General features: G+C 71.3%; 24 protein-coding genes and 1 tRNA gene. 11 read left to right on the plus strand and 14 right to left on the minus strand.

What is annotated here, in order from left to right:
- Positions 1-169: 169 nt before the first annotated feature.
- The 8 genes from def to ACIPWY_RS39965 form a co-directional block, all read right to left on the minus strand.
- Positions 170-820: a peptide deformylase gene (gene def / locus ACIPWY_RS39930; RefSeq protein WP_362903886.1), complete on the minus strand. Its 651-nt coding sequence runs from the start codon at positions 818-820 to the stop codon at positions 170-172.
- Positions 821-885: 65 nt separating this feature from the next.
- Positions 886-1,866 (minus strand): hypothetical protein, encoded by a 981-nt coding sequence (locus ACIPWY_RS39935; protein WP_362903884.1) that lies wholly within the window; start codon positions 1,864-1,866, stop codon positions 886-888.
- A gap of 150 nt (positions 1,867-2,016) precedes the next feature.
- Positions 2,017-3,375: an HD-GYP domain-containing protein gene (locus ACIPWY_RS39940; RefSeq protein ID WP_401537045.1), complete on the minus strand. Its 1,359-nt coding sequence runs from the start codon at positions 3,373-3,375 to the stop codon at positions 2,017-2,019.
- The gene (locus tag ACIPWY_RS39945; RefSeq protein WP_401537047.1) at positions 3,294-4,619 is read right to left on the minus strand and encodes an HD-GYP domain-containing protein; all 1,326 of its coding nucleotides are present in this window, start codon (positions 4,617-4,619) and stop codon (positions 3,294-3,296) included. Before ACIPWY_RS39945 ends, ACIPWY_RS39940 begins: the two co-directional genes overlap by 82 nt.
- Before the next feature lie 238 nt (positions 4,620-4,857).
- Positions 4,858-5,169: a mycothiol system anti-sigma-R factor gene (gene rsrA / locus ACIPWY_RS39950; protein ID WP_362903879.1), complete on the minus strand. Its 312-nt coding sequence runs from the start codon at positions 5,167-5,169 to the stop codon at positions 4,858-4,860.
- Positions 5,166-5,831: an RNA polymerase sigma factor SigR gene (sigR, locus tag ACIPWY_RS39955; RefSeq protein WP_199841903.1), complete on the minus strand. Its 666-nt coding sequence runs from the start codon at positions 5,829-5,831 to the stop codon at positions 5,166-5,168. Before sigR ends, rsrA begins: the two co-directional genes overlap by 4 nt.
- Positions 5,832-6,136: 305 nt before the next feature.
- Entirely contained in the window at positions 6,137-6,808 is a 672-nt protein-coding gene (locus tag ACIPWY_RS39960; RefSeq protein ID WP_362903877.1) for an alpha/beta family hydrolase, read from the minus strand.
- A 1-nt stretch (position 6,809) separates the two neighbouring features.
- Complete coding sequence (locus tag ACIPWY_RS39965; protein WP_393705825.1) at positions 6,810-7,625, minus strand: SOS response-associated peptidase; 816 nt, start codon at positions 7,623-7,625, stop codon at positions 6,810-6,812.
- Positions 7,626-7,674: 49 nt separating this feature from the next.
- Here ACIPWY_RS39965 and ACIPWY_RS39970 point away from each other — a divergent pair, with 49 nt between their 5' ends.
- The 4 genes from ACIPWY_RS39970 to ACIPWY_RS39985 all read left to right on the plus strand — a co-directional run bounded on the left by ACIPWY_RS39970 (position 7,675) and on the right by ACIPWY_RS39985 (position 11,237).
- Positions 7,675-8,397, plus strand: a complete 723-nt coding sequence (locus ACIPWY_RS39970; protein WP_362903873.1) for a M50 family metallopeptidase — start codon at positions 7,675-7,677, stop codon at positions 8,395-8,397.
- Between the two features lie 56 nt (positions 8,398-8,453).
- A complete protein-coding gene (aroA, locus tag ACIPWY_RS39975) occupies positions 8,454-9,770 on the plus strand; it encodes a 3-phosphoshikimate 1-carboxyvinyltransferase (protein WP_362903871.1) in 1,317 nt (438 codons plus the stop codon).
- Between the two features lie 16 nt (positions 9,771-9,786).
- Entirely contained in the window at positions 9,787-10,797 is a 1,011-nt protein-coding gene (gene rsgA / locus ACIPWY_RS39980; protein ID WP_362903869.1) for a ribosome small subunit-dependent GTPase A, read from the plus strand.
- 116 nt (positions 10,798-10,913) lie between these two features.
- Positions 10,914-11,237 carry a multidrug efflux SMR transporter gene (locus tag ACIPWY_RS39985; RefSeq protein ID WP_127832323.1) on the plus strand — a complete coding sequence of 108 codons (324 nt, stop codon included), beginning with the start codon at positions 10,914-10,916 and terminating at the stop codon, positions 11,235-11,237.
- 10 nt (positions 11,238-11,247) lie between these two features.
- Here the strand turns inward: ACIPWY_RS39985 and ACIPWY_RS39990 are convergent, their stop codons facing one another.
- From ACIPWY_RS39990 to ACIPWY_RS40000, 3 genes are read right to left on the minus strand one after another with little or no spacing between them, the layout of a single operon-like run.
- A complete protein-coding gene (locus ACIPWY_RS39990) occupies positions 11,248-13,287 on the minus strand; it encodes a dipeptide ABC transporter ATP-binding protein (protein WP_393705824.1) in 2,040 nt (679 codons plus the stop codon).
- Entirely contained in the window at positions 13,268-14,194 is a 927-nt protein-coding gene (locus tag ACIPWY_RS39995; protein WP_362903867.1) for an ABC transporter permease, read from the minus strand. Before ACIPWY_RS39995 ends, ACIPWY_RS39990 begins: the two co-directional genes overlap by 20 nt.
- Positions 14,195-14,215: 21 nt before the next feature.
- A complete protein-coding gene (locus ACIPWY_RS40000) occupies positions 14,216-15,199 on the minus strand; it encodes an ABC transporter permease (protein ID WP_362903866.1) in 984 nt (327 codons plus the stop codon).
- 261 nt (positions 15,200-15,460) lie between these two features.
- Between ACIPWY_RS40000 and ACIPWY_RS40005 the strand changes: the two genes are divergently transcribed.
- Positions 15,461-17,146, plus strand: a complete 1,686-nt coding sequence (locus ACIPWY_RS40005) for an ABC transporter family substrate-binding protein (RefSeq protein ID WP_362903864.1) — start codon at positions 15,461-15,463, stop codon at positions 17,144-17,146.
- An 18-nt stretch (positions 17,147-17,164) separates the two neighbouring features.
- Here the strand turns inward: ACIPWY_RS40005 and ACIPWY_RS40010 are convergent, their stop codons facing one another.
- The gene (locus ACIPWY_RS40010) at positions 17,165-17,767 is read right to left on the minus strand and encodes a TetR/AcrR family transcriptional regulator (RefSeq protein WP_393705822.1); all 603 of its coding nucleotides are present in this window, start codon (positions 17,765-17,767) and stop codon (positions 17,165-17,167) included.
- A gap of 132 nt (positions 17,768-17,899) precedes the next feature.
- Here ACIPWY_RS40010 and hisN point away from each other — a divergent pair, with 132 nt between their 5' ends.
- A complete protein-coding gene (gene hisN / locus ACIPWY_RS40015; protein ID WP_362903860.1) occupies positions 17,900-18,694 on the plus strand; it encodes a histidinol-phosphatase in 795 nt (264 codons plus the stop codon).
- 199 nt (positions 18,695-18,893) lie between these two features.
- Positions 18,894-19,292 (plus strand): CBS domain-containing protein, encoded by a 399-nt coding sequence (locus ACIPWY_RS40020; RefSeq protein ID WP_362903858.1) that lies wholly within the window; start codon positions 18,894-18,896, stop codon positions 19,290-19,292.
- Positions 19,293-19,365: 73 nt separating this feature from the next.
- Here the strand turns inward: ACIPWY_RS40020 and ACIPWY_RS40025 are convergent, their stop codons facing one another.
- Positions 19,366-20,847, minus strand: coding sequence for a catalase (locus tag ACIPWY_RS40025; protein WP_362903856.1), 1,482 nt, complete (start codon positions 20,845-20,847; stop codon positions 19,366-19,368).
- A 161-nt stretch (positions 20,848-21,008) separates the two neighbouring features.
- Between ACIPWY_RS40025 and ACIPWY_RS40030 the strand changes: the two genes are divergently transcribed.
- The 4 genes from ACIPWY_RS40030 (at position 21,009) to ACIPWY_RS40045 (ending at position 24,448) form a co-directional block, all read left to right on the plus strand.
- Positions 21,009-21,425 (plus strand): Fur family transcriptional regulator, encoded by a 417-nt coding sequence (locus ACIPWY_RS40030; RefSeq protein WP_362903855.1) that lies wholly within the window; start codon positions 21,009-21,011, stop codon positions 21,423-21,425.
- Between the two features lie 212 nt (positions 21,426-21,637).
- The gene (locus tag ACIPWY_RS40035) at positions 21,638-22,420 is read left to right on the plus strand and encodes an ABC transporter ATP-binding protein (RefSeq protein WP_362903853.1); all 783 of its coding nucleotides are present in this window, start codon (positions 21,638-21,640) and stop codon (positions 22,418-22,420) included.
- Positions 22,417-23,280, plus strand: a complete 864-nt coding sequence (locus ACIPWY_RS40040) for an ABC transporter permease (protein ID WP_393705821.1) — start codon at positions 22,417-22,419, stop codon at positions 23,278-23,280. The genes ACIPWY_RS40035 and ACIPWY_RS40040 overlap by 4 nt, the downstream gene beginning before the upstream one ends.
- 31 nt (positions 23,281-23,311) lie before the next feature.
- Positions 23,312-24,448, plus strand: coding sequence for an ABC transporter substrate-binding protein (locus tag ACIPWY_RS40045; RefSeq protein ID WP_362903850.1), 1,137 nt, complete (start codon positions 23,312-23,314; stop codon positions 24,446-24,448).
- Between the two features lie 69 nt (positions 24,449-24,517).
- Here the strand turns inward: ACIPWY_RS40045 and ACIPWY_RS40050 are convergent.
- A tRNA-Met gene (locus tag ACIPWY_RS40050) sits at positions 24,518-24,591 on the minus strand.
- Positions 24,592-24,603 lie beyond the last annotated feature (12 nt).

Here is a 24,603-nt window from a genome sequence, read left to right on the forward strand (position 1 = left end):
CTTTATTTTATTTTTTTGGTAAATTGGGGGGCGTACCGGGTCCTAACCCCGCCCGGGGGGGCCCCCGGGGCCCCCCACCCCGCGGGCGGCGGCCGGCCAGTTGGGAACCTGGCCGGACGCCGCTCGCATGTCACTCGGGTGCGCTGGGACCCCAACGGGCCCTGCCCGCTCAGTCGTTGGGAACGACCTCGTAGCGCGGGGTGCCCTCGGCCATCTGCTTCAGGGCGTCCTTGCGCTCGCGCTTGGAGAGACGGTCGATGTACAGGTACCCGTACAGGTGATCCGTCTCGTGCTGGAGGCAGCGCGCGAAGTAGCCCGTGCCGCGGACCTTGATCGGGTTGCCCTTCTCGTCCTGCCCGGTCACCACCGCGTAGTCGGGACGCGCGAGCGGCGCGTACGCCGTCGGTACGGACAGGCAGCCCTCGTTCGAGTCGTCGAGGCGGCGCTCGTCCGCGGGCAGTTCCTGGAGCACGGGGTTGCAGACCACGCCGGTGTGGCGCGCACCGTCGTCGTCCGGGCAGTCGTAGACGAAGACCTTCAGGTCGACGCCGATCTGGTTGGCCGCGAGGCCCACGCCCTCCGCGGTGCGCTGGCTGGCGAACATGTCGTCGACCAGCTGCGCGAGCTCGTCGCCGAACTCGGTGACGTCCTTGCACTCCTTGTGCAGGACGGGGTTCCCGACGACGGTGATCGGCCGCGACGTGCCGCGCGCGACGGCGGCCTCCTCGCGGGCGGCGTTGTCCTCGGTGTCGAGGACGAAGCCCTCGTCGTCCACGGGGAGCACTCCGGCGTGCTCGTGCTCGGTGTCCTGCTGCGCCATGTCCGACGTACGCCTTCCGGTACCTGCTGCGAAGAATTTTCCGGGGTACAGCCTACGGGGACCGGTCAGCAGACCTCTTCAAGGTCCCGCCAGTCCCGGGAGTCCGGGCTGTCCGCGACCCAGCCGTCGAGCAGCCCCCGTACGAGCGCCGAGGGCGCCGCGACTCCGCACTCGCGCTCGGGCACCCACAGCTGGCCGTCCGTGCGGTGGCCGAGCGGCCCCGGGTGTCCGGGCTCGCTGTGGTCGTGCGGATCCAGGTGCTGACCGTCGCCCTCGTCGGACGGCATCCGCGACTCGGAGCACATCCGGCACAGCAGCCGCACGGAGGACGACCAGTCCTCGGCGGCGAAACCGGCGTCGGAGGCGAGTTGCTCCAGGGCGTCCCGGTCGGCCTCGGTCGCGGCCTCCAGGAGAACGACCCAGGTCGGGACGGGCGAGGGGGCCCACAGCTCGATCTCGTCGAACACGGGGTACGAGTGTCCGGCGGCCGTCGTCCGCTCCCCGTGGGGCACGCCGTCGTGCAGCACGACCTCGCCCCAGCGGCGCCCGGAGGACGGCAGCGGGATGGACAGGACCTCCATGCGGGCGGGGTCGAGCCTGCGCCCCCACACCACCTCGGCCTCGCCCTCCGGCGACAGACGCACGGCGGCACTGCCCAGGTCCATGCCGGTCGGCTCACCGGCGGCGGTCGCGCCGCCCGGCACCTTCAGGCCGTACGCCTGCCAGGCCCGCCGCGCGAGCGGCCAGTCCTGCAGGGCGGTCGCGGCGATGCCGACGTTCCACCAGTCCGGGGCGCCGCTCTCGCGGTCGAGGAGGGCCACCGCACGCAGGCCCGCGGCCCGCGCCTGCTCCCAGTCGTGGCGGAACTTGTGCAGCAGCGCGAGGTTGAACCAGGACTCCGACAGCCACGGTTCGAGGTCGGCGGCCCGGGTGAGCAGGGCCCCGGCGTCCTCGTACCGGCCGTCGCCGATGAGCGTGAACGCCCGATCAGTGGCCTGCCGCCATGAGGCGGAGGGCCGGTGCCGTCCCTTGCCGAAGATCCTCACGATTCCCGCCTGCATTCCCGCCTGTCGGTCCGGGGGACAGCGCCCTCGGGAGGCCTTCCCCCAAGGAGCACGGCCGGGACCTGAGCCCCCGGACATCCTCTTCTTCGCATCCAACCACGTACGGCCGGACAGCCGCTCATTACCCATGGGTTACCCAGCCGAAGGCAGGGTCACCCCGCCCCTCGACACGACCCTGGCCAGGGATTCCACCACATCGGGCTGGTAGTCGCGCCCCGTGGCCAGACGCAGTCGCTCCAGGGCGGTGAGGGGCCCCTGAGGCCCTTCTCCCCGGGCCATCTCGTCGTATGCGTTGGCGGTGCGGACGATGCGCGCGGCGAGAGGCTGCTCGCGGTAGGGATCGGCCTGGCGCTCGACGACGACGGCGACCTCGGCGTCCACGCCCGTCTGGCGCACGACGGCCCCGCCGAGCAGCGCGATCCGGCGCTGCTCCTGGGCGGGCAGGGCGGCCGTGGCGCCGTCGGTCACCGGGTCGACGAGGGACAGCTGGCCGATGTCGTGCATGAGGGCCGCGTACTCCAGGACGGTGAGGTCGGGCTCGGAGAGTCCCAGCTCACGGCCCACGGCACGGCTGAGCGCCGCGACGCGCAGGGCGTGGCCCTGGGGCGTGTAGCCGGCGATCTCGGTGGCACGGGCCAGCGAGGTGATCGTCTGCCGGTACGTGGTCCGCACGGCGGCGTACCGGCGGAAGGCGAGCTGGGTCAGGAGCAGGGGCAGGCAGAAGACCGGCAGGGCCCACAGTCCGGCGACGGCCACGGCGAGGGCGATGACGGCGCCGGTGGCGCACACGGCGGACCCGATGCCGATCATGGCCCGCAGCTCGTCCCTGAGCAGCGGACCGAACGGCCAGCCGGTACGGGCGTGCGCCATGGTGGCGGCGAGGACGGCGTCGCACAGCGCGGTCAGGACGAGCAGGCCGACGAGCAGCAGCGCGTAGGCCGCGCCGTCGCCGAGCCAGGCGCCGAACCTGCCCCGGTTGTACAGGGGTTGGAAGCAGACGGCGGCGAAGGCGACGGTGAGGACACGCCGCGCCATGTGGTCGGCGGAGGGCCCGTGCCCGGCCGCGAGGTGCGGTACGGAGCCGACGAGCGCGGCCGCGACGCAGACGGCGACGACCTGGAGCGCGCCGTGATGTGTCGCCTGCCCCGCCGTCTCCCCCAGGAGTGCGTACGCGAGCGCGCCGGCGGCCCCCAGGGGTGCGGGCTCCCTGTCCCCTCCGGGTGCCCCCCAGCGGGCGAGTTCACCGACGGCGATGAGCACCCCGAAGGCGAGCGCGGTCCCGGGTTCCGCCAGGCCCTCCCAGAGGGTGCCGGCGAGTGAGACGGCGGTGAGCACGACCGCGAGGCCCTGGACGGCCACGATCGTGGTGCGCGCCCGGCCGCTCCCCGGACCCGGGGACCGCGTCCACGTCACCGCGACGCCGCCCGCCGCACGGCGCGGGGCCTGGGCACCTGCCCGGCGGCCTCGTCCGCGGTCACGGCGGGGTTCCATCCGTGCCGCCCGAGCGCCCGCACCAGCGCCCCGACCATCTGCGGGTCGAACTGCGCGCCCGCGCACCGGGTCAGCTCGGCGAGGGCGACGCCGATGGGCCGCGCCCGCGAGTAGGACCGGGTGGACGTCATCGCGTCGAAGGCGTCCGCCACCGCCACCACCCGCGCGAACTCCGGGATCTGCGCCCCCGTGAGCCCGTAGGGGTACCCGCTGCCGTCCATCCGCTCGTGGTGATGCAGGATCGCCGCCCGCGCCTCCCCCAGGAACCCGATCCCGCGCACCATCTCGTGCCCGTACTCGGGGTGCAGCTCGATGACGCGCCGCTCCTCGGGGGTCAGCGGGCCGTCCTTGCGCAACAGGCGGGTGGGGACGCCGAGTTTGCCGACGTCGTGCAGGATCCCGGCGAACCGCAGGACCTCGGCGCGCTCGTCCTCCATGCCGAGTTCGCGGGCGATCATCATGGACGCCTGGCCGACCCGCTCGCTGTGGCCGCGTGTGTATCCGTCCTTGATGTCGACGGCCTGCACGAGGGCCCGGATCGTCTCCTGGTGGGCGGCGCGCTCGCGGTGGTACTGGGCGAACACCCAGCAGGAGATGTACATCGGCAGCAGCACGAGGAGCGCGGCGAACGGGCCGTACGGGCTGCGCCACAGGACGGCCATCATGAGTCCGGCGAGGCCGTGTACGGCGACGGGACCGAGGGCGCGCGGGAAGAGGCCGCGCCAGGCGGCGCGCAGCGGGACGCGTTCTGCGGTGGCGAGGATGCCGCCGTCGAGCAGGGCGAGGACGGCGCTGAAGACGAGGACGGCCGCTCCGGCGGGCACGAGCGCGTACGGGAAGTGGGGCGCGGACACCGCCTCGGTGCCGCCGAGCGCGCCGTGGACGCGGGCGGCGGCCCAGGTGGCGAGGGCGAGCTGGGCGGCGCGCCAGACGCGGCGCAGGCCGGCCGGGCGCCGGTCCGTCCGGGCGGCGAGCGCTCCCGGGACGGCGACGAGCGCGGCAGCGGCCGGCGGCAGGAGGAACGCTCCGGCGAGCAGGACCGGGAAGAAGGTGCCCATGCCCTTGGGTACGCGCCGCCCGATCACGCGGCACTGGCCCGCGTGTTCGCATCCCGTGTAGAGGACGGCGAGGAGTGCGACGGCCGGCCACGGTGTGGCCGGGCCCGCGGCGGGGGCCAGGCACGCGAGGGCGCCGCCGGCCGCGCACAGGACATAGCCGAGGGCCACTGGTGGAACCGCGCGCATACCGACCCCCCTCCCCGTGATCCCACTTCAGGTTCCGGAGAATAGAGCGGGCGGAAGGGCGCGCGGGCGGCATCGCGAGGATTCCCCGGGCCACCCGCCGGGGGATTAGCACATTCGGGTGACGGGGGCGGAGAACGAAGGGCGGGGAATCCGTCCGGGAACGGCGGGGAACAGCGGCGGGACGTGACGTATCGCCGTCACGTCCCGCTCATCACCGCTCGGCCCTACGGCCGTCCGCTCAGGCTTCCCGCAGCTTGGGACCCGGCGCCGTCACGTCCTGGTCGGGCACGGCCTGGCCCGACCGGATCAGGTCGATGCGGCCCATGACCTTCGACCGCAGGTCGCTCGGTACGTCGTCCTGGCCGCAGCACCGCTTGACCAGCTTCTTCACGGCCTGCTCCAGGCCGTACTTCTCGAGGCACGGAGAGCACTCCTCGAAGTGCGTCTCGAACTTCGTGCAGTCGCTGTCCGGCATCTCGTGATCGAGGAACTCGTAGAGATGGTCGAGGACTTCACTGCAATCCGTCTCGTGCGGCTCTCCGCAGCTCATGAGCCCGAGCCTTTCGCTTCGTTCGACTCTCCGGCACCGGCCGGGACCAGTCCGCGGTCGCGGGCGTAGTCCTCGAGCATGCCGCGCAGCTGGCGACGGCCCCGGTGGAGCCGGGACATCACCGTCCCGATGGGTGTCCCCATGATGTCCGCGATCTCCTTGTACGCAAAGCCCTCTACGTCGGCGAGATAGACCGCGATGCGGAACTCTTCGGGGATCGCCTGGAGCGCCGACTTCACGTCCGAGTCGGGCAGGTGGTCGAGCGCCTGCGACTCGGCGGAACGCAGTCCGGTCGACATGTGCGACTCGGCGCGCGCCAGCTGCCAGTCCTCGATCTCCTCGGCGGCGCTGCGCTGGGGCTCACGCTGCTTCTTGCGGTACGAGTTGATGAAGGTGTTCGTGAGGATGCGGTACAGCCACGCCTTGAGGTTCGTGCCCTCGCGGAACTGGTGGAACGACGCGTACGCCTTCGCGTAGGTCTCCTGCACCAGGTCCTCGGCGTCGGCCGGGTTCCGCGTCATGCGCAGCGCGGCCGAGTACATCTGGTCGAGGAACGTGAGCGCGTCACGCTCGAAGCGCAGGCTGCGCTCCGCGGCGGTCTCCTCGGGCTCTTCCGCCTGGCCGTGTTCGGTCCCTGCGTCGGTGCCAGTGACCGGACCCACCTCCTCCAACGACGTGGCGGGGCCGAAGGAGACCCCACTCGAATCGGAGAATAGACGACCCTCGGTCGCGGCGGCCTGGCGATCGGGTCCGCCCGCCGTCCGAATGGGGGCGGTCTTCGCCGCGTGCAGCACGCTCCACTCCAGGTCAGCGGCGCTGCTGCGGCTCGGGCAGATGGTCGAACCCATGCGGCGGACTTCCTCTCGTAAGCACTCGTGGCAACTCGTGACTTCTCGCAAGTCTCCGACAGCACTCCCGCACTGTCTGTTCCGGACAACAGACGTCCGGGCCCCAGCATTCCCGGGAGTCACGCGAGTGATCCGGCCCACTTCACGACGGCGTCCACGATGAGCGCGAGCGCCTCGTCCTGGCCGATGTCCGCCCGCTTCGGCACCGCGAACCCGTGGTCCCCGTAAGGGATTTCGACGAGCTCGTACGCGGTGGATGCGGGGAATTCTGCGGGCTTCCCGAAGGGGTCGTTGCCGCCCTGGACGACGAGGGTGGGGACCCCGGCGCCGAGGAGTTCGTCGGCGCGGGACTTCTCGGGGCGGCCCGGCGGGTGCAGCGGGAAGCTCAGGGCGAGGACGGCGGCCGCGCCGAGTTCCCCTGCCGTGCGGCACGCCACGCGCGCGCCCGCGCTGCGCCCGCCCGAGACGACCGGCAGCCCGGCCTTCTCCAGGGCGGGCCACACCCCGCGCCAGCCGACGTCCAGGGTCTTCGGTGCGGGCGCCACCTTCTTGCCGGCCACCCGCCACGGCTGCTCGACGAGGGCGACGGTCACACCGTGGGCGGGCAGCTCGGCGGCGACGGCCTTCAGGTCACGCGCCTCGATGCCGCCGCCGGCGCCATGGCTGAGAGCCAGGACGAGCCGGGCCTTCTGCGCGGGGGCGGCCGGGTGCCAGGTGATGCGGGCCTCGCCGGCGCCGGTGTCGACGGTCTCGGTCCTGGGCGCCGTCGCCTTCGTCGTGTTCTTGGTCACGTCAGAAGAGTGTGCCCTCCTCGGGCCCCTCCAGCTCCTTGAGCAGATCCGGGCCGTTGTTGCGGACGTTGCTGACCGACGTCGACACGGGGTACGCCCGCATCAGGCCCTCGGGCGGCGGCGCGAGCAGCGACTTCAGGTCGTCGACGTCGGTGTGGGCCGGGTCGAGCCAGGCGTCCCAGCGGTCCGGCGTGAGCATGAGCGGCATCCGGGGGTGGATGTCGGACAGCGAGCGCGGCCCCTCGTCGGGGGCGACGGCGAGCGGCGCGGTCTCCGCCTCGGTCGTGATGACCGTGCAGGTCACCCACCAGGCGAGCGGGTGCTCGTCGGGCAGGGTGCGGTCGCGCCAGAACTCGTACAGGCCCGCCATCGCGAAGACGGAGCCGTCGGCGGGCGTGACGAAGTAGGGCTGCTTGCGCGGCCGCTTCTTCTTGCCCTCGACCTCCAGGTCGCGCTCGCCGACCCCGGTGACCCACTCGTAGTAGCCGTCGGCGGGCAGGATGCAGCGGCGGCTGGAGAAGGCACGGCGGTAGGAGGGCTTCTCGGACACGGTCTCGGCGCGGGCGTTGATCATCCGGGCGCCCCCCTCGGGGGTCTTCGACCACGACGGCACGAGGCCCCACTTGAGAGTGCGCAGCTGGCGAACCGGATTCCGGTCGGCGGCGTCCTTCACAGGGCGGTCGAGAACCGCGTAGACCTCCTTGGTCGGAGCCACGTTGAAGTCGGGCGCGAGGGTCTCCTCGGGCTCCCACTTCTGGATCTCAAAGATTCCTGCGAGATCCTCGGGCCTACGACTCGATGCATACCGTCCGCACATACGTGCCACAGTGCCAGATCCTGGCCCGCCAGAGGGAGCCGCTCCAGCCATGTACGTCACCGCGAGTGCCGGTGCCGCCGACCTGTGGAACCGGGTCTTCGGCAGCCAGACCGACCCCGATCAGTGGGTGGTGTTCGCCACAGCGGCGGTCGCTCTCGCCGCGATCGTCCCGCACAACATATGGCGGCTTTCCCGCAACGCGATCACCATCGCCCACGAGGGCGGGCACGGCATCGTGGCCCTGCTCAGTGGGCGCCGTCTCGACGGCATCAGGCTGCACTCGGACACCAGCGGCCTCACGGTCAGCCGCGGCAAGCCGTCCGGTCTCGGCATGATCCTGACCGCGGCCGCCGGCTACACCGCTCCCCCGCTCCTCGGCCTCGGCGGCGCCGCGCTGCTCGCCGCGGGCCACATCACGGCTCTCCTGTGGCTGGCCACGGCCCTGCTCGTGGCGCTGCTCGTGATGATCAGGAACGCCTACGGCGCGCTGACCGTGATCCTGACCGGCGGCACCTTCGTGCTGGTGTCCTGGCTGGCGGGACCGCAGGTGCAGGCGGCGTTCGCGTACGTCGTCGTGTGGTTCCTGCTCCTGGGCGGCGTGCGGCCCGCGTTCGAGCTGCAGAGCAAGCGCAGGCGGGGCGGGGCCGGCGACTCGGACGCGGACCAGCTGTCGCGCCTCACGCACGTACCGGCGGGGATGTGGCTGTTCTTCTTCCACGCCGTCTCACTGTGCTCACTGCTCGGCGGAGGCCGCTGGCTGCTCGGACTGTGACCTCGGCCGGGGGCTCGTGATCCGGCCCGATCGCCTGAGCCCACTAAAGTAAAGGCATGACCGAAAACCCCGCGCACACCTCTCTCTGGCCCGCCCCGCACGCGAGCGGCCCCGTCTTCGCGACGGTTCATGTGCCGGGGTCGAAGTCGGTCACCAACCGCGCGCTCGTCCTGGCCGCGCTCGCCGCCGAGCCCGGCTGGCTGCGCCGCCCGCTGCGCTCGCGCGACACGCTCCTGATGGCGGGCGCCCTGCGCGCCATGGGCGTCGGCATCGAGGAGGGCGTGGGCCCGGACGGTTCCGGCGAGGCCTGGCGCGTCATCCCCTCGGGGCTGCGCGGCCCGGCCACGGTCGACGTGGGCAACGCCGGTACGGTCATGCGCTTCCTCCCCCCGGTCGCGGCGCTCGCCGACGGCCCGGTGCGCTTCGACGGCGACTCCCGTTCGTACGAGCGGCCGCTGAACGGCGTGATCGACGCGCTGCGCCTGCTCGGCGCCCGGATCGACGACGACAGCCGCGGCTCGCTCCCGATGACCGTGCACGGCAGCGGTGCCGTCGACGGCGGCCGGGTCGAGATCGACGCGTCCTCCTCGTCGCAGTTCGTGAGCGCCCTCCTGCTGTCCGCGCCGCGCTTCAACCAGGGGGTCGAGGTACGCCACGTCGGCGGCCCGCTCCCCTCGATGCCGCACATCCGGATGACCGTCGACATGCTGCGCACGGTCGGCGCCCAGGTCGACACGCCGGAGTCCGGCGGCGAGCCGAACGTCTGGCGCGTCACGTCGGGTGCCCTGCTCGGCCGCGATCTGACGGTGGAGCCCGACCTGTCGAACGCCCAGCCGTTCCTGGCCGCGGCCCTCGTCACCGGCGGCACGGTCGTCATCCCCGACTGGCCGGAGCGCACGACGCAGCCCGGCGACCGGCTGCGCGAGATCTTCACCCTGATGGGCGGCTCCTGCGAACTGACCGAGCAGGGCCTGGAGTTCACCGGTTCCGGCTCGATCCACGGCCTCGACGTGGACCTGAGCGAGGTCGGGGAGCTGACGCCCGGCATCGCGGCCGTCGCGGCCCTCGCCGACTCCCCCTCCACGCTGCGGGGCGTGGCGCACCTGCGCCTGCACGAGACGGACCGCCTGGCCGCGCTCACCAAGGAGATCAACGAGCTCGGCGGCGACGTCACCGAGACCGCCGACGGCCTGCACATCCGGCCGCGCCGCCTGCACGGCGGGGTCTTCCACACGTACGACGACCACCGCATGGCCACCGCGGGCGCGATCATCGGCCTCGCCGTGCCGGGCGTGGAGATCGAGAACGTGGGGACGACCGCCAAGACCCTGCCCGACTTCCCCGACCTGTGGGCCGGGATGCTGGGGAACTGACGGGCGGATCGAGATCATGCGCCGTTACGGCAAGAACCCCGACGAGGACGACATCCGCGTCCGCCCCAACCGCAAGGGCAACCGCCCGCGCACGAACATCCGCCCGAAGCACGAGGACGCCGCCGACGGCATGGTCCTGACCGTGGACCGGGGCCGCCTCACCGTCCTCATCGACGACGTCCCGGTCACCGCGATGAAGGCCCGAGAGCTGGGCCGCAAGGCGGCCGTGGTGGGCGACCAGGTCTCCGTCGTCGGTGACCTGTCCGGCAAGAAGGACACCCTCGCCCGCATCGTCCGCATCGGGGAGCGCACCTCCGTCCTGCGCCGCACGGCCGACGACGACGACCCGTACGAGCGCGTGGTCGTCGCCAACGCGGACCAGCTCGCCATCGTCACCGCCCTCGCGGACCCCGAGCCGCGCCCGCGCATGATCGACCGCTGCCTCGTCGCCGCGTACGACAGCGGCCTCGACCCGCTCCTCGTGCTGACCAAGTCGGACCTCGACCCGCCGGACAAGCTCCTGGAGATGTACGGGGCGTTGGGCGTCCCCTACGTCGTCACCAGCCGCGAGGAGCTGGAGAGCGGGACCGCGGTGGGCCGGGTGCGCGAGCAGCTCGACGGCAAGATCACCGTGTTCGTCGGCCACTCGGGCGTCGGCAAGACGACGCTGGTGAACGCGCTGGTGCCCAAGGGCAGCCGGCGCACGACGGGCCATGTCAACGCGGTCACGGGCCGCGGCCGGCACACGACGACGTCCGCGCTCGCGCTGCCGCTGCCCGACGACAGCGGCTGGGTGATCGACACCCCGGGCGTGCGCTCCTTCGGTCTGCACTACGTCGACCCGTCGCGCGTCATCAACGCCTTCCCCGACCTGCAGCCGGGCACGGAGAACTGTCCGCGCGCGTGCAGCCACGACGAGCCGGACTGCGCGCTCGACGAGTGGGTCGCTCAGGGACATGCCGATCCCGCGCGTCTGTACTCACTGCGGCGGCTGCTCGCCACGAGGGAGCGGCGCGAGGGCGACTGACCTCAGCGTTGTTTGCGACCGGGCCGCGACGGTAAGTGCATAATCGCACCAAGCCGGACGCAAGATCGAAACCGTACGAAGCGGTCACGGAAGTCGAAGATGCTGGAGGCAAGCACATGGCGTGGCTGCTGGTCATCGTGGCGGGGATTCTCGAGACCGGCTTCGCGGTCTGCCTGAAGCTCTCGCACGGCTTCACCCGGCTCTGGCCGACCATCGCGTTCTCGTGCTTCGCCCTCGGCAGCTTCGGACTCCTCACGCTCGCGCTGCGCAAGCTCGACGTGGGTCCCGCGTACGCGGTGTGGACGGGCATCGGCGCGGCGGGCACGGCGATCTACGGCATGGTCTTCCTCGACGACCTGGTCTCCGTCCTCAAGATCGTCTCGATCTCGCTGGTGATCATCGGGGTGATCGGGCTTCAGCTGTCGGGCTCGGCGCACTGAGCCGTCACGCTCACACGACGTCCCGTACGCGCGGGAAGTGACAGGCCGCGCTCTGCTTCCCGGCCACCGGACTCGCGGGCACCTCGCGCTCGCAGCGGTCCCTGTCAGCTCCGGGGAGGTCCGCGTAGACGGGGCAGCGCGCCCGGAAACGGCACCCTTCGTAGCGCCGCGTCGGGCTCGGCGGGTCGCCGGCGAGCAGGATCCGGTCCCGCTGCCGTGCCCGCTCCCGCTCGGGGTCGGGCAGCGGCACCGCGGACAACAGGGCCTGGGTGTAGGGGTGCAGAGGCCCCTCGAAGACGTCGGCCACGGGCCCGGACTCGACGGTCCGCCCCAGGTACACGACGCTCACCCGGTCCGCGACGTGCCGTACGACGGACAGGTCGTGCGAGACGAGGAGATAGGCGAGGCCGAGTTCCGCCTTGAGCCGCTGGAGCAGGTTGAGGACGCCCGCCTGTACGGAGACGTCGAGCGCGGAGACGGGTTCGTCGAGGACGAGCAGCTCCGGCTCGACGGACAGGGCCCGCGCGATCCCGACGCGCTGCCGCTGGCCGCCGGAGAACTCGTGCGGAAAGCGCTCCGCGTCGGCGGGGTCGAGGCCGACCTGTTCCAGGAGTCCGGGGATCCGGCGCGCGATCGCCGCCCGGTCCGCGCCCTGGGCGCGCAGCGGCTCGGTGATGATGTCGCCGACCGGCATCCGGGGATCCAGGGAGGCCATCGGGTCCTGGAACACGATCTGCACGCGCCGCCGCAACGCCGCCCGCCCCGCCTTCCCGAGGCCGCCCACGGACTGCCCGAACAGCTCGACGTCCCCGGCCTCGGGCCGTGCCAGTTCGAGGAGTTCGAAGAGGGTGGTGGACTTCCCCGACCCGGACTCGCCGACGAGCGCGAGGGTCTCTCCGCCGCGGATGTCGAGGTCCACCCCGTCGACGGCGTAGACGCTCCCGACCCGCCGCCGGAAGGCGCTCCCCTTGAACACGGGAAACGTCCTGGCCAGCCCGCGCACCTTCAACACGGGCTCAGCCGGGGGACGTTCACCGCGATCGGGGATCCCGGGCACGGGGAAGACGTCCTGCGGGGCGAGTCCACGGACCTCGTCGGCGCGCACACAGGCGACGCGGTGAGGGGCCGCCGAACCCTCGGCGGCCCGCAGTGGAGGCACCTCGCTCAGACATGCCTCCACCGCCATGGGGCACCTGGGCGCGAACGCGCACCTCGCGCCCAACTCCCCGGTCCCGGGCGGAGCCCCCGGCACGGGCACCAGCACGTCCGCCGCACCGTCGAGCCGCGGCACCGCCCCCATCAGCCCCAGCGTGTAGGGCATCCGGGCCTCCCGGAACACATCGTCCACGGGCCCGCTCTCGACCACGCGGCCGGCGTACATCACCGCCACCCGGTCGGCCATCCCCGCGATGACCCCCAGGTCATGGCTGACCAGCACGACGGCCGCACCCGTCTCGCGCTGAGCCGTCCGCAGTACGTCGAGCACCTGGGCCTGGATCGTCACGTCGAGCGCCGTCGTCGGCTCGTCGGCCACGATGACGTCGGGGTCGTCGGCCATGGCCATCGCGATCATGGCCCGCTGGCGCATGCCCCCGGAGAACTCGTGCGGGAAGGCGTCGGCGCGCGCGGCCGGTTCCGGGATCCCGACGAGGTCGAGCAGTTCCACGGCGCGTGCCCGCGCCGCTTGCGCGGACACCTTCTGGTGGGCCCGCACGGCCTCGGCTATCTGGTCCCCGATCCGGTACACGGGCGTGAAGGCCGACAGCGGATCCTGGAACACCATCGCGATCCGGCTGCCGCGCACCCGCGAGAGATCCCGGTCGGACGCGCCGACCAGCTCCTGCCCCTCCAGGCGCACCGATCCGCGGACGGCGGCGCCTGCGGGCAGCAGGCCGAGGAGGGCCAGCGCGGTCGCGGACTTCCCCGACCCCGACTCGCCCACCAGGCCGAGGACCTCTCCCCGCTCCAGCGTCAGGTCCACGCCGCGTACGGCGGGCTTCCCGTCGAAGTCGACCTGGAGCCCGGACACCTCAAGCAGCACGGCGCGCACCCTTCCTCGTGTCGGCCCGGCTCGTCGGGTCGAACGCGTCGCGCAGTCCGTCCCCCACCAGGTTCACCGCGAGCACGAAGACGATGAGAAGCCCGGCGGGGAAGAAGAACATCCAGGGGTAGGTGATGGCCGCACCCGTCGACGAGGCGATCAGGGTCCCCAGCGAGACGTCGGGCGCCTGCACGCCGAACCCGAAGTACGACAGCGCCGTCTCGCTCATCACCGCGCCGCCGACCGCGATCGTGGCGTCGATGATCAGGAACGAGGCCACGTTGGGCAGGACGTGCCGCCAGATGATCCGGAAGGGGCCGACGCCCATGTAGCGGGCGGCGCGCACGAATTCGCGTTCCTTGAGGGACACGGTCATCGAGCGGACCACCCGCGCGGTGATCATCCAGCCGAAGACGGCCAGCAGCCCCACGAACGCGAACCAGCCGCCGCCCCGCAGCCGCGGCGAGACGATCGCGATGATGAGGAACGAGGGGAAGACGAGGAGCAGGTCGACGACGAACATCAGCGCCCGGTCCGCCCAGCCGCCGAAGTACCCGGCGCACGCGCCCACGAGCGCCGCGAGCCCGGTCGAGAACAGGGCCACCAGAACCCCGATCACCAGGGACTTCTGGAGCCCGCGCACGGTCTGCGCGAAGACGTCCTGACCGATGCGGTTGGTGCCCCACCAGTGGTCGGCCGACGGGCCCTCGCGCAGGGCCGTGTAGTCGACCTTGCTGTACGTCCACTCGGCGAGGTACGGGCCCAGCACGGCGAGGGCGACGAGCAGCAGCAGGACCGTCGCCCCGGCGAGGGCGCCGCGGTGGCTCAGGAAGCGTCGTGCGACGACCCCGGCCCGGCCCCGGGGGCGTACGGCCGGTGGCACCGGGTCGAGCACGGCGCTGGCGGTGGTGGTCATGGCAGGGGACGTCCTCGGGCGTCAGGCGCGCCGGACGCGCGGGTCGAGTGCGGCGTGCAGGGCGTCGGCGAGGAAGCCGGACAGCAGCACGACCACGGCGGCGAACACATTGACGGCGACGACGGAGTTGACGTCGTTCTTGCCGATGGAGGAGACGAACCACTCACCCATGCCGTGCCAGCCGAAGATCGTCTCGGTGAAGGTGGCACCCGTGAACAGGGCGAGGAAGCCGTAGCTGAAGAACGTGGACATGGGGATGAGGGCCGTGCGCAGTCCGTGCCGCAGCAGCACCGTGCGCCGGGTCAGCCCCTTCGCCTGGGCCGTGCGCAGATAGTCGGCGCCGAGCACGTCGAGCATGGCGGAGCGCTGGTAGCGGCTGTACCCGGCGACGGCGCCGAGGGCGATGGAGATCGTCGGCAGCAGCAGGTGCACCGAGCGGTCCTTCAGGACGGCCCAGAAGCCGGAGTCGACACCCGGGCTCTTCTCGCCGGTGAACTGGATGAGGTCGGTCCCGGTCCGCTGGTTGAACCAGATGGCGCCGATCTTGAGCAGTACGGCCAGCAGGAAGACCGGGGTCGAGAGCAGCGCGAACGACGCGAGGGTCAGCGCCCGGTCGGACAGCCGGTACTGGCGCACCGCCGTCCACGCCCCGGCGATCACCCCGACCACCGTGCCGGCGATCGTGCCGAGCAGCAGCAGGCGCAGGCTCACCCCGATCCGCCGGCCGAACTCGGCGGCGACGGACGACCCGTCGATGGTCTGCCCGAGATCGCCGCGCACGGCGTGCCCGGCCCAGGTCAGGAACCGTTCGGCGAGCGGCTTGTGGTCGTTGACGCCCATCGCGGTGAGGTGGTGGTCGACCGCCGAGGGCGACAGGGGCGGCTGGCGGCCCTCGTAGTACGCGCGCGGGTCGAGCGCGAGCGAGGCGATCAGGTAGGAGAGGCAGACGGCGACGAGCAGCAGGACCACGTAGTAGCCGAGCCGCTTGGCCAGATATGCCGACACCGTTCCTGCCCTTCGCGGATTGCGCCGAACTCTCGCTGAAACACACCTTCTGATGACCGGGGACCGTGTCCGGAACCCCTCATCGGCCCTTATCGGTGCAGGTCATCGGCTTCCAACTCCAGCATGATCGCGGGTTGTTGCTGTTTTGTGAAGAGCGCATGTCAAGACCGCCGTGCTCTTCCGCCGTCAACTCCCGTGGGTCTACGGTCTCGGCTGACATGCGGCCGCTCCGCCGCCGCAGCCCGGACCGGAGGAAGACCCATGCGCAGATCCACCCTCACCGCCGTCGCCGCAGCCCTGTCGGCCACCCTGGTGCTGGCGGGCTGCGGGTCGTCCGACGACGACAAGCCGGTACGGAAGAAGGCCGCGCCGGCCGTGGACGGTCAGGACGTCAACGCGCATCCGGTGAGCGATCTCCGGCAGGGCGGGACGCTGAAGATGGGCCTGTCGACGTGGCCGGCGAACTTCAACTGGAACACCCCCGACGGCTACCAGGGTGACGCCACGGAGGTGGACGCGGCGCTGCTGCCCGACCTGTTCGACAACGACGCCAAGGGCGCCCAGCACGTCAACCCGAACTTCCTGGTCTCGGCGAAGGTCGTCTCCACCGACCCGCAGGTCGTGGAGTACGAACTGAACCCGAAGGCCAAGTGGTCCGACGGAAAGCCGCTGAGCTGGAAGGACTTCGCCGCTCAGTGGAAGGCCCTCAACAACACGGACAAGGACTACGAGGCCGCCGTCACCGACGGCTACGAGCAGATATCCAAGGTCGAGCAGGGCAAGGACGCGCACGGCGTCCGGATCACCTTCGACAAGCCGTACGCCGAGTGGCAGAACCTCTTCGACCCGGTGTACCCGGCGGCTTACATCGACACCCCGGAGAAGTTCAACAAGGGCTGGACGCAGAAGCTCCCGGTCACCGCGAACGCCTTCAAGATCAAGAACATCGACAGGACGGCCCAGACGATCACCATCGTGCCGGACCCGGCCTGGTGGGGTCCCAAGCCCAAGCTGGACTCCGTCGTCTATCGGATCGTCGACTTCACCGCGAGCACCGAGGCGTACCTCAACAAGGAGATCGACTCCGCCACCGCGCTGCTGCCCGAGGACTACAAGCGCCTCGTGAAGTCGGCCGGCACGGACATCCGGCGTGGCGCGCGCTGGGACGAGGTGCACATCGCGCTCAACGGCGCGCACGGCCCGCTGAAGGACGTCCGCGTGCGCCAGGCGCTCGGCAACGCGATCGACCGCAAGGGCATCAACGCCGCCTTCAGCAAGGACCTCTCCTTCGAACTGAAGCCGCTCGACAACCACTTGTTCATGCCCAACCAGGAGGGCTACCAGAACAATTCGGGCGAGTACGGGAAGTACGACCCCGAGAGGGCGGACAAGCTGCTCGACGCGGCCGGCTGGAAGTCCGCCGGTGAGGGGAAGACCCGCACCAAGGACGGCAAGGAACTCACGCTCGAATACACGCTCAGCGCGGGCAGTTCGTCGGCTCAGGTCGACCAGGCTGAGCTGGTGCAGCAGCAGCTGGCGGCCGTCGGCATCAAGGTCACGCTGAAGAAGGTCCCGGCCAACGACTACTTCACGAAGTTCGTGAACACCGGCAACTTCGACCTGACGAGCTTCCGCAACGTGGACGCCGTCTTCAAGAACATCGTCATCCCCACCTTCGTGCAGCCGCAGGGCAAGAACCTCTTCCAGAACTACGGCTCCATCGGCTCCCCGAAGATCGACGCGCTGCTGAAGAAGGCTCAGCAGACCACGGACAGGACCGAGGCGGACAAGCTCTACAACGAGGCCGACAAGGAACTCTGGAAGATCGGCCACTCCATCGAGCTGTACCAGCGGCCGCAGATCGTCGCGGTCCGCTCCGGCCTCGCGAACTACGGCGCCGAAGGCCTCGCCAGCAGCGACTACACGAAGATCGGCTGGCTCAAGTAGCCCGTCAGGCAGGTCACTTCACGCGGTGGCGTCCCGGCGCCGGTGCGGCAGCGCCTCCCTCACGAGGCGCCCCGCCCCGCCGTCGCCCGGCGGGGCGAGCAGGCAGGACAGGGCGAGCCGGACGGCCAGCTCGCAGTCGCGGGCCAGATGGTCCGCCTCCGCCCGGGGCCGTCCCGCCGAACGGAACGCGGCCGCGGCCCGCTCACGGACCAGCTTCACCAGGTCGCCGGGGCCGGGGAGCGGACCGTCGGCCCGGCGCTGTGCGGGCACGGTCGACGAGGAGGGCACCCCACCGGTCGCCGGGGCCGGCAGCCGCTCGCCCCAGCAGCCCGTCAGCACGGCCCGTACGAGCGCGCTGGAGCCGGCGGCGGTGACGGTCCACTCGGCGACGGCCTCGATCCCGGCCTCCTTCAGGGCCCGGTCGACGCCGGCCAGATAGGCGTCGGCCTCGCGCCGGACCAGGGCGCGCGCGAGGCCTTCCTTGCTGCCGAACTCGTTGTAGAGGGTCTGCCGGGACACCCCGGCGACGGCCGCCACGTCGGCCATGCGCACCAGCGGCCAGGGGCGCCCGGCCAGTGCCGTACCGGCCCCGTCCAGCAAGGACTCCCGCGCTGTGGGCATCGTCGCCTCCCCACGCCGTAGCGGCTCAACCGCCAGGGTTGACGCGCCCGTGGGCCCTGTCAATAGCCCTCGCGGGCCGCCGGGCCCGGCGCCCTGTGGCCCGGGACCGACCTCGATCGATACTGTTCACCCATGCCCGATTATCACGATGACCTGCGTCTCGCCCACGTCCTCGCGGACGCCGCCGACGCCGCGACCATGGACCGGTTCAAGGCCCTCGACCTGAAGGTCGAGACCAAGCCGGACATGACGCCGGTGAGCGAGGCCGACAAGGCCGCGGAGGAGGTCATCCGCGGTCAGCTCCAGCGGGCACGGCCGCGGGACGCGATCCTCGGCGAGGAGTATGGCATCGAGGGCACGGGCCCGCGCCGCTGGGTCATCGACCCGATCGACGGCACCAAGAACTATGTGCGCGGCGTGCCGGTCTGGGCGACGCTCATCTCGCTGATGGAGGCGGGCGAGGGCGGCTACCAGCCGGTGGTCGGCGTCGTGTCCGCGCCGGCGCTCGGCCGCCGCTGGTGGGCGGCGAAGGGTGCGGGCGCCTACACGGGCCGCAGCCTGACGTCGGCCTCGCGCCTGCACGTCTCCGAGGTCGGGCGCCTCGCGGACGCCTCCTTCGCGTACTCCTCGCTGAGCGGCTGGGAGGAGCAGGGCCGGCTCGACGGCTTCCTCGACCTCACGCGCGCGGTGTGGCGCACGCGCGGTTACGGCGACTTCTGGCCGTACATGATGGTCGCCGAGGGCTCGGTCGACATGGCGGCGGAGCCCGAGCTCTCCCTGTGGGACATGGCGGCGAACGCGATCATCGTGACGGAGGCGGGCGGCGTCTTCACCGGCCTCGACGGACGCCACGGCCCGCACAGCGGCAACGCGGCGGCGTCGAACGGCCTGCTCCACGGCGAGCTGCTGAGCTACCTGCAGACGTGAGCGTCGCGCCGCTACGGCGCGCGGAAGCTCCGTATCGGCGCAACGGACCTTCCGCGCCCCCTTGTTGACGGCCCGAACGGCTGCGACTCTGAGAGTCCCCCCACTTGTGAACTTGTGAATCCGTTCTCCAGGTCGGGACCGGAGGCAATCCTTCGGCATCCCGGAGGTCGCGGATTCACCAAGGAGGTGGCTCACGCCCATGCTCGTCCGCGACGCCATGAGCACGATGGTCCTCACCATCGGCCCCGCCCATACGCTGCGCAGGTCGGCCCGTCTGATGTCCGAGCGCCGCGTCGGCGCGGCGGTCGTCCTCGACCCCGACACCTGCGGAATCGGCATTCTGACCGAGCGCGACGTCCTCAACTCACTCGGCCTCGGCCAGAACCCGGACCACGAGACCGCCGGCACCCACACCACGACCGACGTCGTCTTCGCCTCCCCGGCGTGGACGCTCCAGGAGGCCGCCGAGGCCATGTCGCACGGCGGCTTCCGGCATCTCATCGTCCTCGACGACCAGGAGCCGGTCGGCATCGTGTCGGTCCGCGACATCATCCGCTGCTGGGCCCCGGCCCGCCGGTCGACGACGCTGGTGAGCTAGGACCTCGCCTTGGGCACGCAAGAGGGCCGGCCCCCGACGGGAGTCGGCCCTCCGCCTGCGTCAAGCGTCCCGGTCAGCCGCGAAGGGCCTGGACCGCGGCCTCGAGTCGCTTGCCGAAGTCACCGTCCGCCTGGCGGAAGTTGCCGATCGCGCGCTCGGCGATGTCGTCGCGCGAGACGCCCGCGATGTTGCCCGCGAGGTTCTCGATCAGGCGCGCCTTCTCGTCCTCGGACATCAGTCGGTAGAGGTTGCCCGCCTGCACGAAGTCGTCGTCCTCGGCGTGCGACGGAGCTTCGTGGTTGCCCGTGCCACCGGTGACGGCTGTGGTCGCCCAGAGCGGCCTGTCCGTCTGGAAGGGGCCGCCGAAGGAGTTCGGCTCGTAGTTCTTCGCGCCCTTGTGGCGGCCGTCGTACAGGTGGCCGTCACGGGAGTGGGTGCGCGCCTCGGTGGCGTGCGGGCGGTTCACCGGCAGGTGGTCGGCGTTGATCCCGACGCGGTAGCGGTGCGCGTCCCCGTAGGCGAAGAGGCGACCCTGGAGCATCTTGTCGGGCGACGGGCCGATGCCCGGCACGAAGTGGGCGGGCGAGAAGATCGCCTGCTCGACCTCGGCGAAGATGTTCTCCGGGTTGCGGTTGAGCTCCAGCTTGCCGATCTCGACCGGCGGGTAGTCGGCGTGCGGCCACACCTTGGTGAGGTCGAACGGGTTGAAGCGGTACGTCGCCGCGTCGGCCGCCGGCATGATCTGCACCTGCACGGTCCAGGACGGGAACTCGCCGCGCTCGATGGCCTCGCGCAGGTCACGCTGGTGGGAGTCGGGGTCCTCACCCGCGAGCTTCGCCGCGTCGGCTGCCGTCAGGTTCTCGATCCCCTGGTCGGTCTTGAAGTGGTACTTGACCCAGAAGACCTCGCCGGCCTCGTTGTTCCACTGGAACGTGTGCGAGCCGAACCCGTCCATGTGGCGGTAGGAGGCCGGGATGCCGCGGTCACCGAAGAGCCAGGTCACCTGATGGGTGGCCTCGGGGCTGAGGCCCCAGAAGTCCCATACGTTGTCGGCCTCCTGGGAGCCCGTGTACGGGTCGCGCTTCTGGGTGTGGATGAAGTCGGGGAACTTGATGGCGTCCTTGATGAAGAAGACGGGGGTGTTGTTCCCGACGAGGTCGTAGTTCCCCTCCTCCGTGTAGAACTTCAGCGAGAAGCCGCGCGGGTCACGCACCGCGTCGGCCGCACCGAGGTTGCCCGCGACGGTGGAGAACCGCAGGAACGTCTCGGTCTGCTTGCCGACCTCGGAGAGGAACTTCGCGCGCGTCCACTGCGAGACGTCCCGGGTGAGCGTGAAGGTGCCGTAGGCACCGGCGCCGCGCGCGTGCACGATGCGCTCCGGAATCCGCTCGCGGTTGAAGTGGGCGAGCTTTTCGAGCAGGAGCTGGTCCTGGACGAGCATCGGCCCGCCGACGCCCGCGGTCTCGCTGTTCTGGTTGTCCGCGACCGGCGCGCCGGCCTCCGTGGTGAGCGGTCCCTGCGACGTCACGTGCGCCTCCTGCCCCGGTGCAAGCACCGGCTCCACTGGAGCGGCTGTTGCCGCGCCCTCATCTGCTGCAAGTCCTGTCCTTGGCCAAAGCCAGGTTCGATCCTACAATGGACATTGTCCAAGTCAAGCAAGGTTCCAAAGTCACACCCGTTCGGGACCTGGTCCCCTCGCCTGTTAGGCTGGCCCTCATGAGTGACCTGTTGGAACGACTGCGCGGACGCGGCTGGCGTATGACCGCACAGCGGCGCGTCGTGGCTGAGGTCCTCGACGGCGACCATGTCCACCTGACGGCCGACGAGGTGCACGCGGCCGCCGTCGCCAAGCTCCCCGAGATCTCCAGGGCGACGGTCTACAACACGCTCGGCGAGATGGTCTCCCTCGGCGAGGTCATCGAGGTCGCCACGGACAAGCGCGCCAAGCGCTACGACCCGAACGCGCACCGTCCGCACCAGCACCTGGTCTGCGCCCGGTGCGGCGCGATCCGGGACGTCCACCCGAGCGGCAACCCGCTGACCGACCTCCCCGACTCCGAGCGCTTCGGCTTCACGGTCTCGGACGTCGAGGTGACCTACCGGGGCGTCTGCCCGAACTGCGCGTCGGCGTAGCGCACACCACCCTTCCCGAAGAGGGCCCGCACCGAACGGTGCGGGCCCTCTTCGCGTACCCCCCTCCGCGCACACCTCTCCACGCACCCCCTCACCGCACCCCCTGGCGCACCCCCTTGGTCCGCATCTCAACAACCCGCCCCCTTCCCCAATCTGACGACCCGTCATATCGTCGGCGGCGCCCACCTCCACCGCACCCCGGGAGGAAAACCGTGGGAGATCCGCACCCCAAACTCCAGGCCCGCACACTCACCCGGTCCTTCGGCCGAGGCCACCGCACCGTGGCGGCCCTCGGCCCCCTCGACCTCACCATCGCCCCCGGCGAGTTCACCTGCGTAGTCGGTCCGTCCGGCTGCGGGAAGTCCACCCTCCTGCGTATCGCCGCCGGCCTGCTGCGCCCCACCGCCGGCGAACTGGCCATCCGCACCGACAGCGCCCGCCCGGCCGCGATGATCTTCCAGGACTACGGGATCTACGACTGGAAGACGGTCCTGGCCAACGTCCGCTTCGGTCTCGACATCCAGAAGGTCCCCCGCCGGGAGGCCGACGCCCGCGCCACCGACTGGCTCACCCGCATGGGCCTCGCCGACTTCGCGGACGCCTATCCGTCCGCCCTGTCCGGCGGCATGCGCCAGCGCGTCGCCATCGCCCGCGCGCTCGCCGTCGAGCCCGAGATCCTCCTCATGGACGAGCCGTTCGCGGCCCTCGACGCCCAGCTGCGCACGATCCTCCAGGACGAGCTCCTCGACCTCACCCAGACCACCCGCACCACCACCCTCTTCATCACCCACAGCCTGGAAGAGGCGATCGTGCTCGGCGACCGTGTCCTCGTGATGTCGGCGCGGCCGGGCCGCATCATCGCCGAACGCCGCCCGCCGTTCGCCCGCCCACGCACCGGCGACATCCGCTCGACGCCCGAGTTCACCGCGCTGAAGGGCGAGTTGTGGGATCTCCTACGGGGCGAGGTACGCCGCGACGAGGTGGTCCCGGCATGACGACGACCGCCCCGAAGGAAGAGACGACGCTCCTGCTCAGACGGCCGGGCCCGCAGGAGCTGCACCCCGCCCGCACCCACCGCAGGCGCCGCGCCCTCGAACTCTCGCTCGCCGTCGCCGTTCCCCTCGTCCTGGTCCTGCTGTGGCAGCTCGCCGCCACCCAGGCGTGGATCGACGACCGCGTCTACCCTGCACCGTCCACGATCCTCGTCGACGGCTGGCACCGCGCCGCGGACGGCGACCTGTGGCCGGACGTGTGGGCCACCCTCAAGCGCGTACTCGCCGGATACGCGATCGGCACCGTCACCGGCTACGCCCTCGGTCTCCTGATGGGCTCGCTCTCCGTGGTCCGCGCCGCCCTCGAACCGATGCTGGACGCCCTCTACGTCGTCCCGAAGCTCGCCCTGCTGCCGATCTTCCTGAATATGTTCGGCCTCGGCGAGGGCCCGCAGATCGCGCTGGTCGCCACGACCGTCTTCTTCTTCGTCTGGATCTCCACGATGGCGGCGGTGCTCGCCGTCCCCTCCGGCCACCGGGACGCCGGGCAGGTCTTCGGCGCCTCGCCGTGGCAGATGTTCCGGCACGTCCTGCTTCCCGCGTCGCTGCCCGCGGTCCTGGTCGGCGCCCGCATCGCCGCGGGCGTCGCGGTCCTCGTGATCGTCGCCTCCGAGCAGATCGCGGCCACGAACGGCCTCGGCCACCTGATCTTCGACGCCCGCGCCCTCTTCCAGAACGACGTGATGTTCGTCGGCATCGTCTGCGTCGCCGTGCTCGGTGTCGTCTTCTCCGAACTGGTGCGCATCGCGGGCCGGCTGCTCACCCCGTGGGCGCCGCGCGACCGCGGCCGCGGCCAGTCCTGACCTCCACCGCCCCTTCCCGTACGGAGAATCCATGCGCACCAGACTCGTCTGTACGACCCTGCTCGCGACCGGCGCCCTGCTCACCTCGGCCGGCTGCGGCGGCAACAGCGACTCCTCGTCGGACACGGCCGCGAAGCCCCGCACGGTCAAGGCGGTGGCGGGCTGCGGGAAGACCGGCTGGACCGATCCGTCGGACCTGGCCGCCGACCGCGCACCCGCCCGCTGCGACAAGGGCGCCCCGGCCCCGGTGAAGCTCACGAAGACCCGCAAGCTCACCATCGCGACCGGCACCCTGAGCGCCGAGTACGTCGCCCCGCTCGAACTGGCCGTGCAGAAGGGCGAGTTCGAGAAGGAGGGCCTGGACGTCACCCTGAAGGTCCTGCCGACCCCGGACGCGCTCCCGCTCCTGGCCAAGGGCGACATCGACGCGCAGTGGGCCGCGCCCGAGGCGGCGGTGATGAACGGCATCAGCGGCGGCTTCGACATCAAGTGGGTCGCCGGGAACTTCTCCCCCGACCCGAAGTCCAAGAGCGGCCTGTGGGTGCGCCTGAAGAAGGGGCAGAGCCCGGACCACGTCCCGATGGCGGGACGCCGGCTCGGCACGATGATCGGCAAGGGCTCGGTCATCTCGTACCCCATGGACAAGGCGCTCAAGAAGCACGGCGGCGGTCTCGACAAGATCCAGTTCCAGCAGCTCGGCTCGGCCGACGTCCTGACCGCGCTCCAGAACGGCGGGGTCGACTCGGCCTGGCTGCTCGACCCGGTGTGGCGCAAGGTCGACGGCGACAAGCGGTTCGCGTTCCTGGGCGGCCAGCCGCTCGGCGAGCCCCTCGGCGGTCTCCTGTTCGGCCCGAAGCTCCTCAAGGAGGACCCGGACGCCGGGGTCGCGTTCCTGCGCGCGTACATCCGCACGGTGAACACGTACTTCGCGGGCGACTACAAGAAGGATCCGGCGTTCGTCACCGATCTCGCAGGGCTCCTGAAGACCGACAAGGCCGTACTGGAGTCGACGCCGTCGCTGCGCATGGACTGGGAGATCAGGGCGGGCACGACGGACCGGCTCCAGGCGGCGTACCGCGCGGCGGGCGTCTCCAAGGGGGACCCGCTGCCGGAGGACAAGGTCGTGGACCGGGCGCTCTACGGGGAGGCGGTCGGCCACAAGCCGTGACGCCGGGCTGATCCGGCCCGGAACAGAGCTGAGGCCCGGAACCAATGGTTCCGGGCCTCAGGCCTTCAGTAGCGGGGACAGGATTTGAACCTGCGACCTCTGGGTTATGAGCCCAGCGAGCTACCGAGCTGCTCCACCCCGCGTCGGTAAACACG

Source organism: Streptomyces sp. NPDC090032, from assembly GCF_044748025.1.
GTDB lineage: Bacteria > Actinomycetota > Actinomycetes > Streptomycetales > Streptomycetaceae > Streptomyces.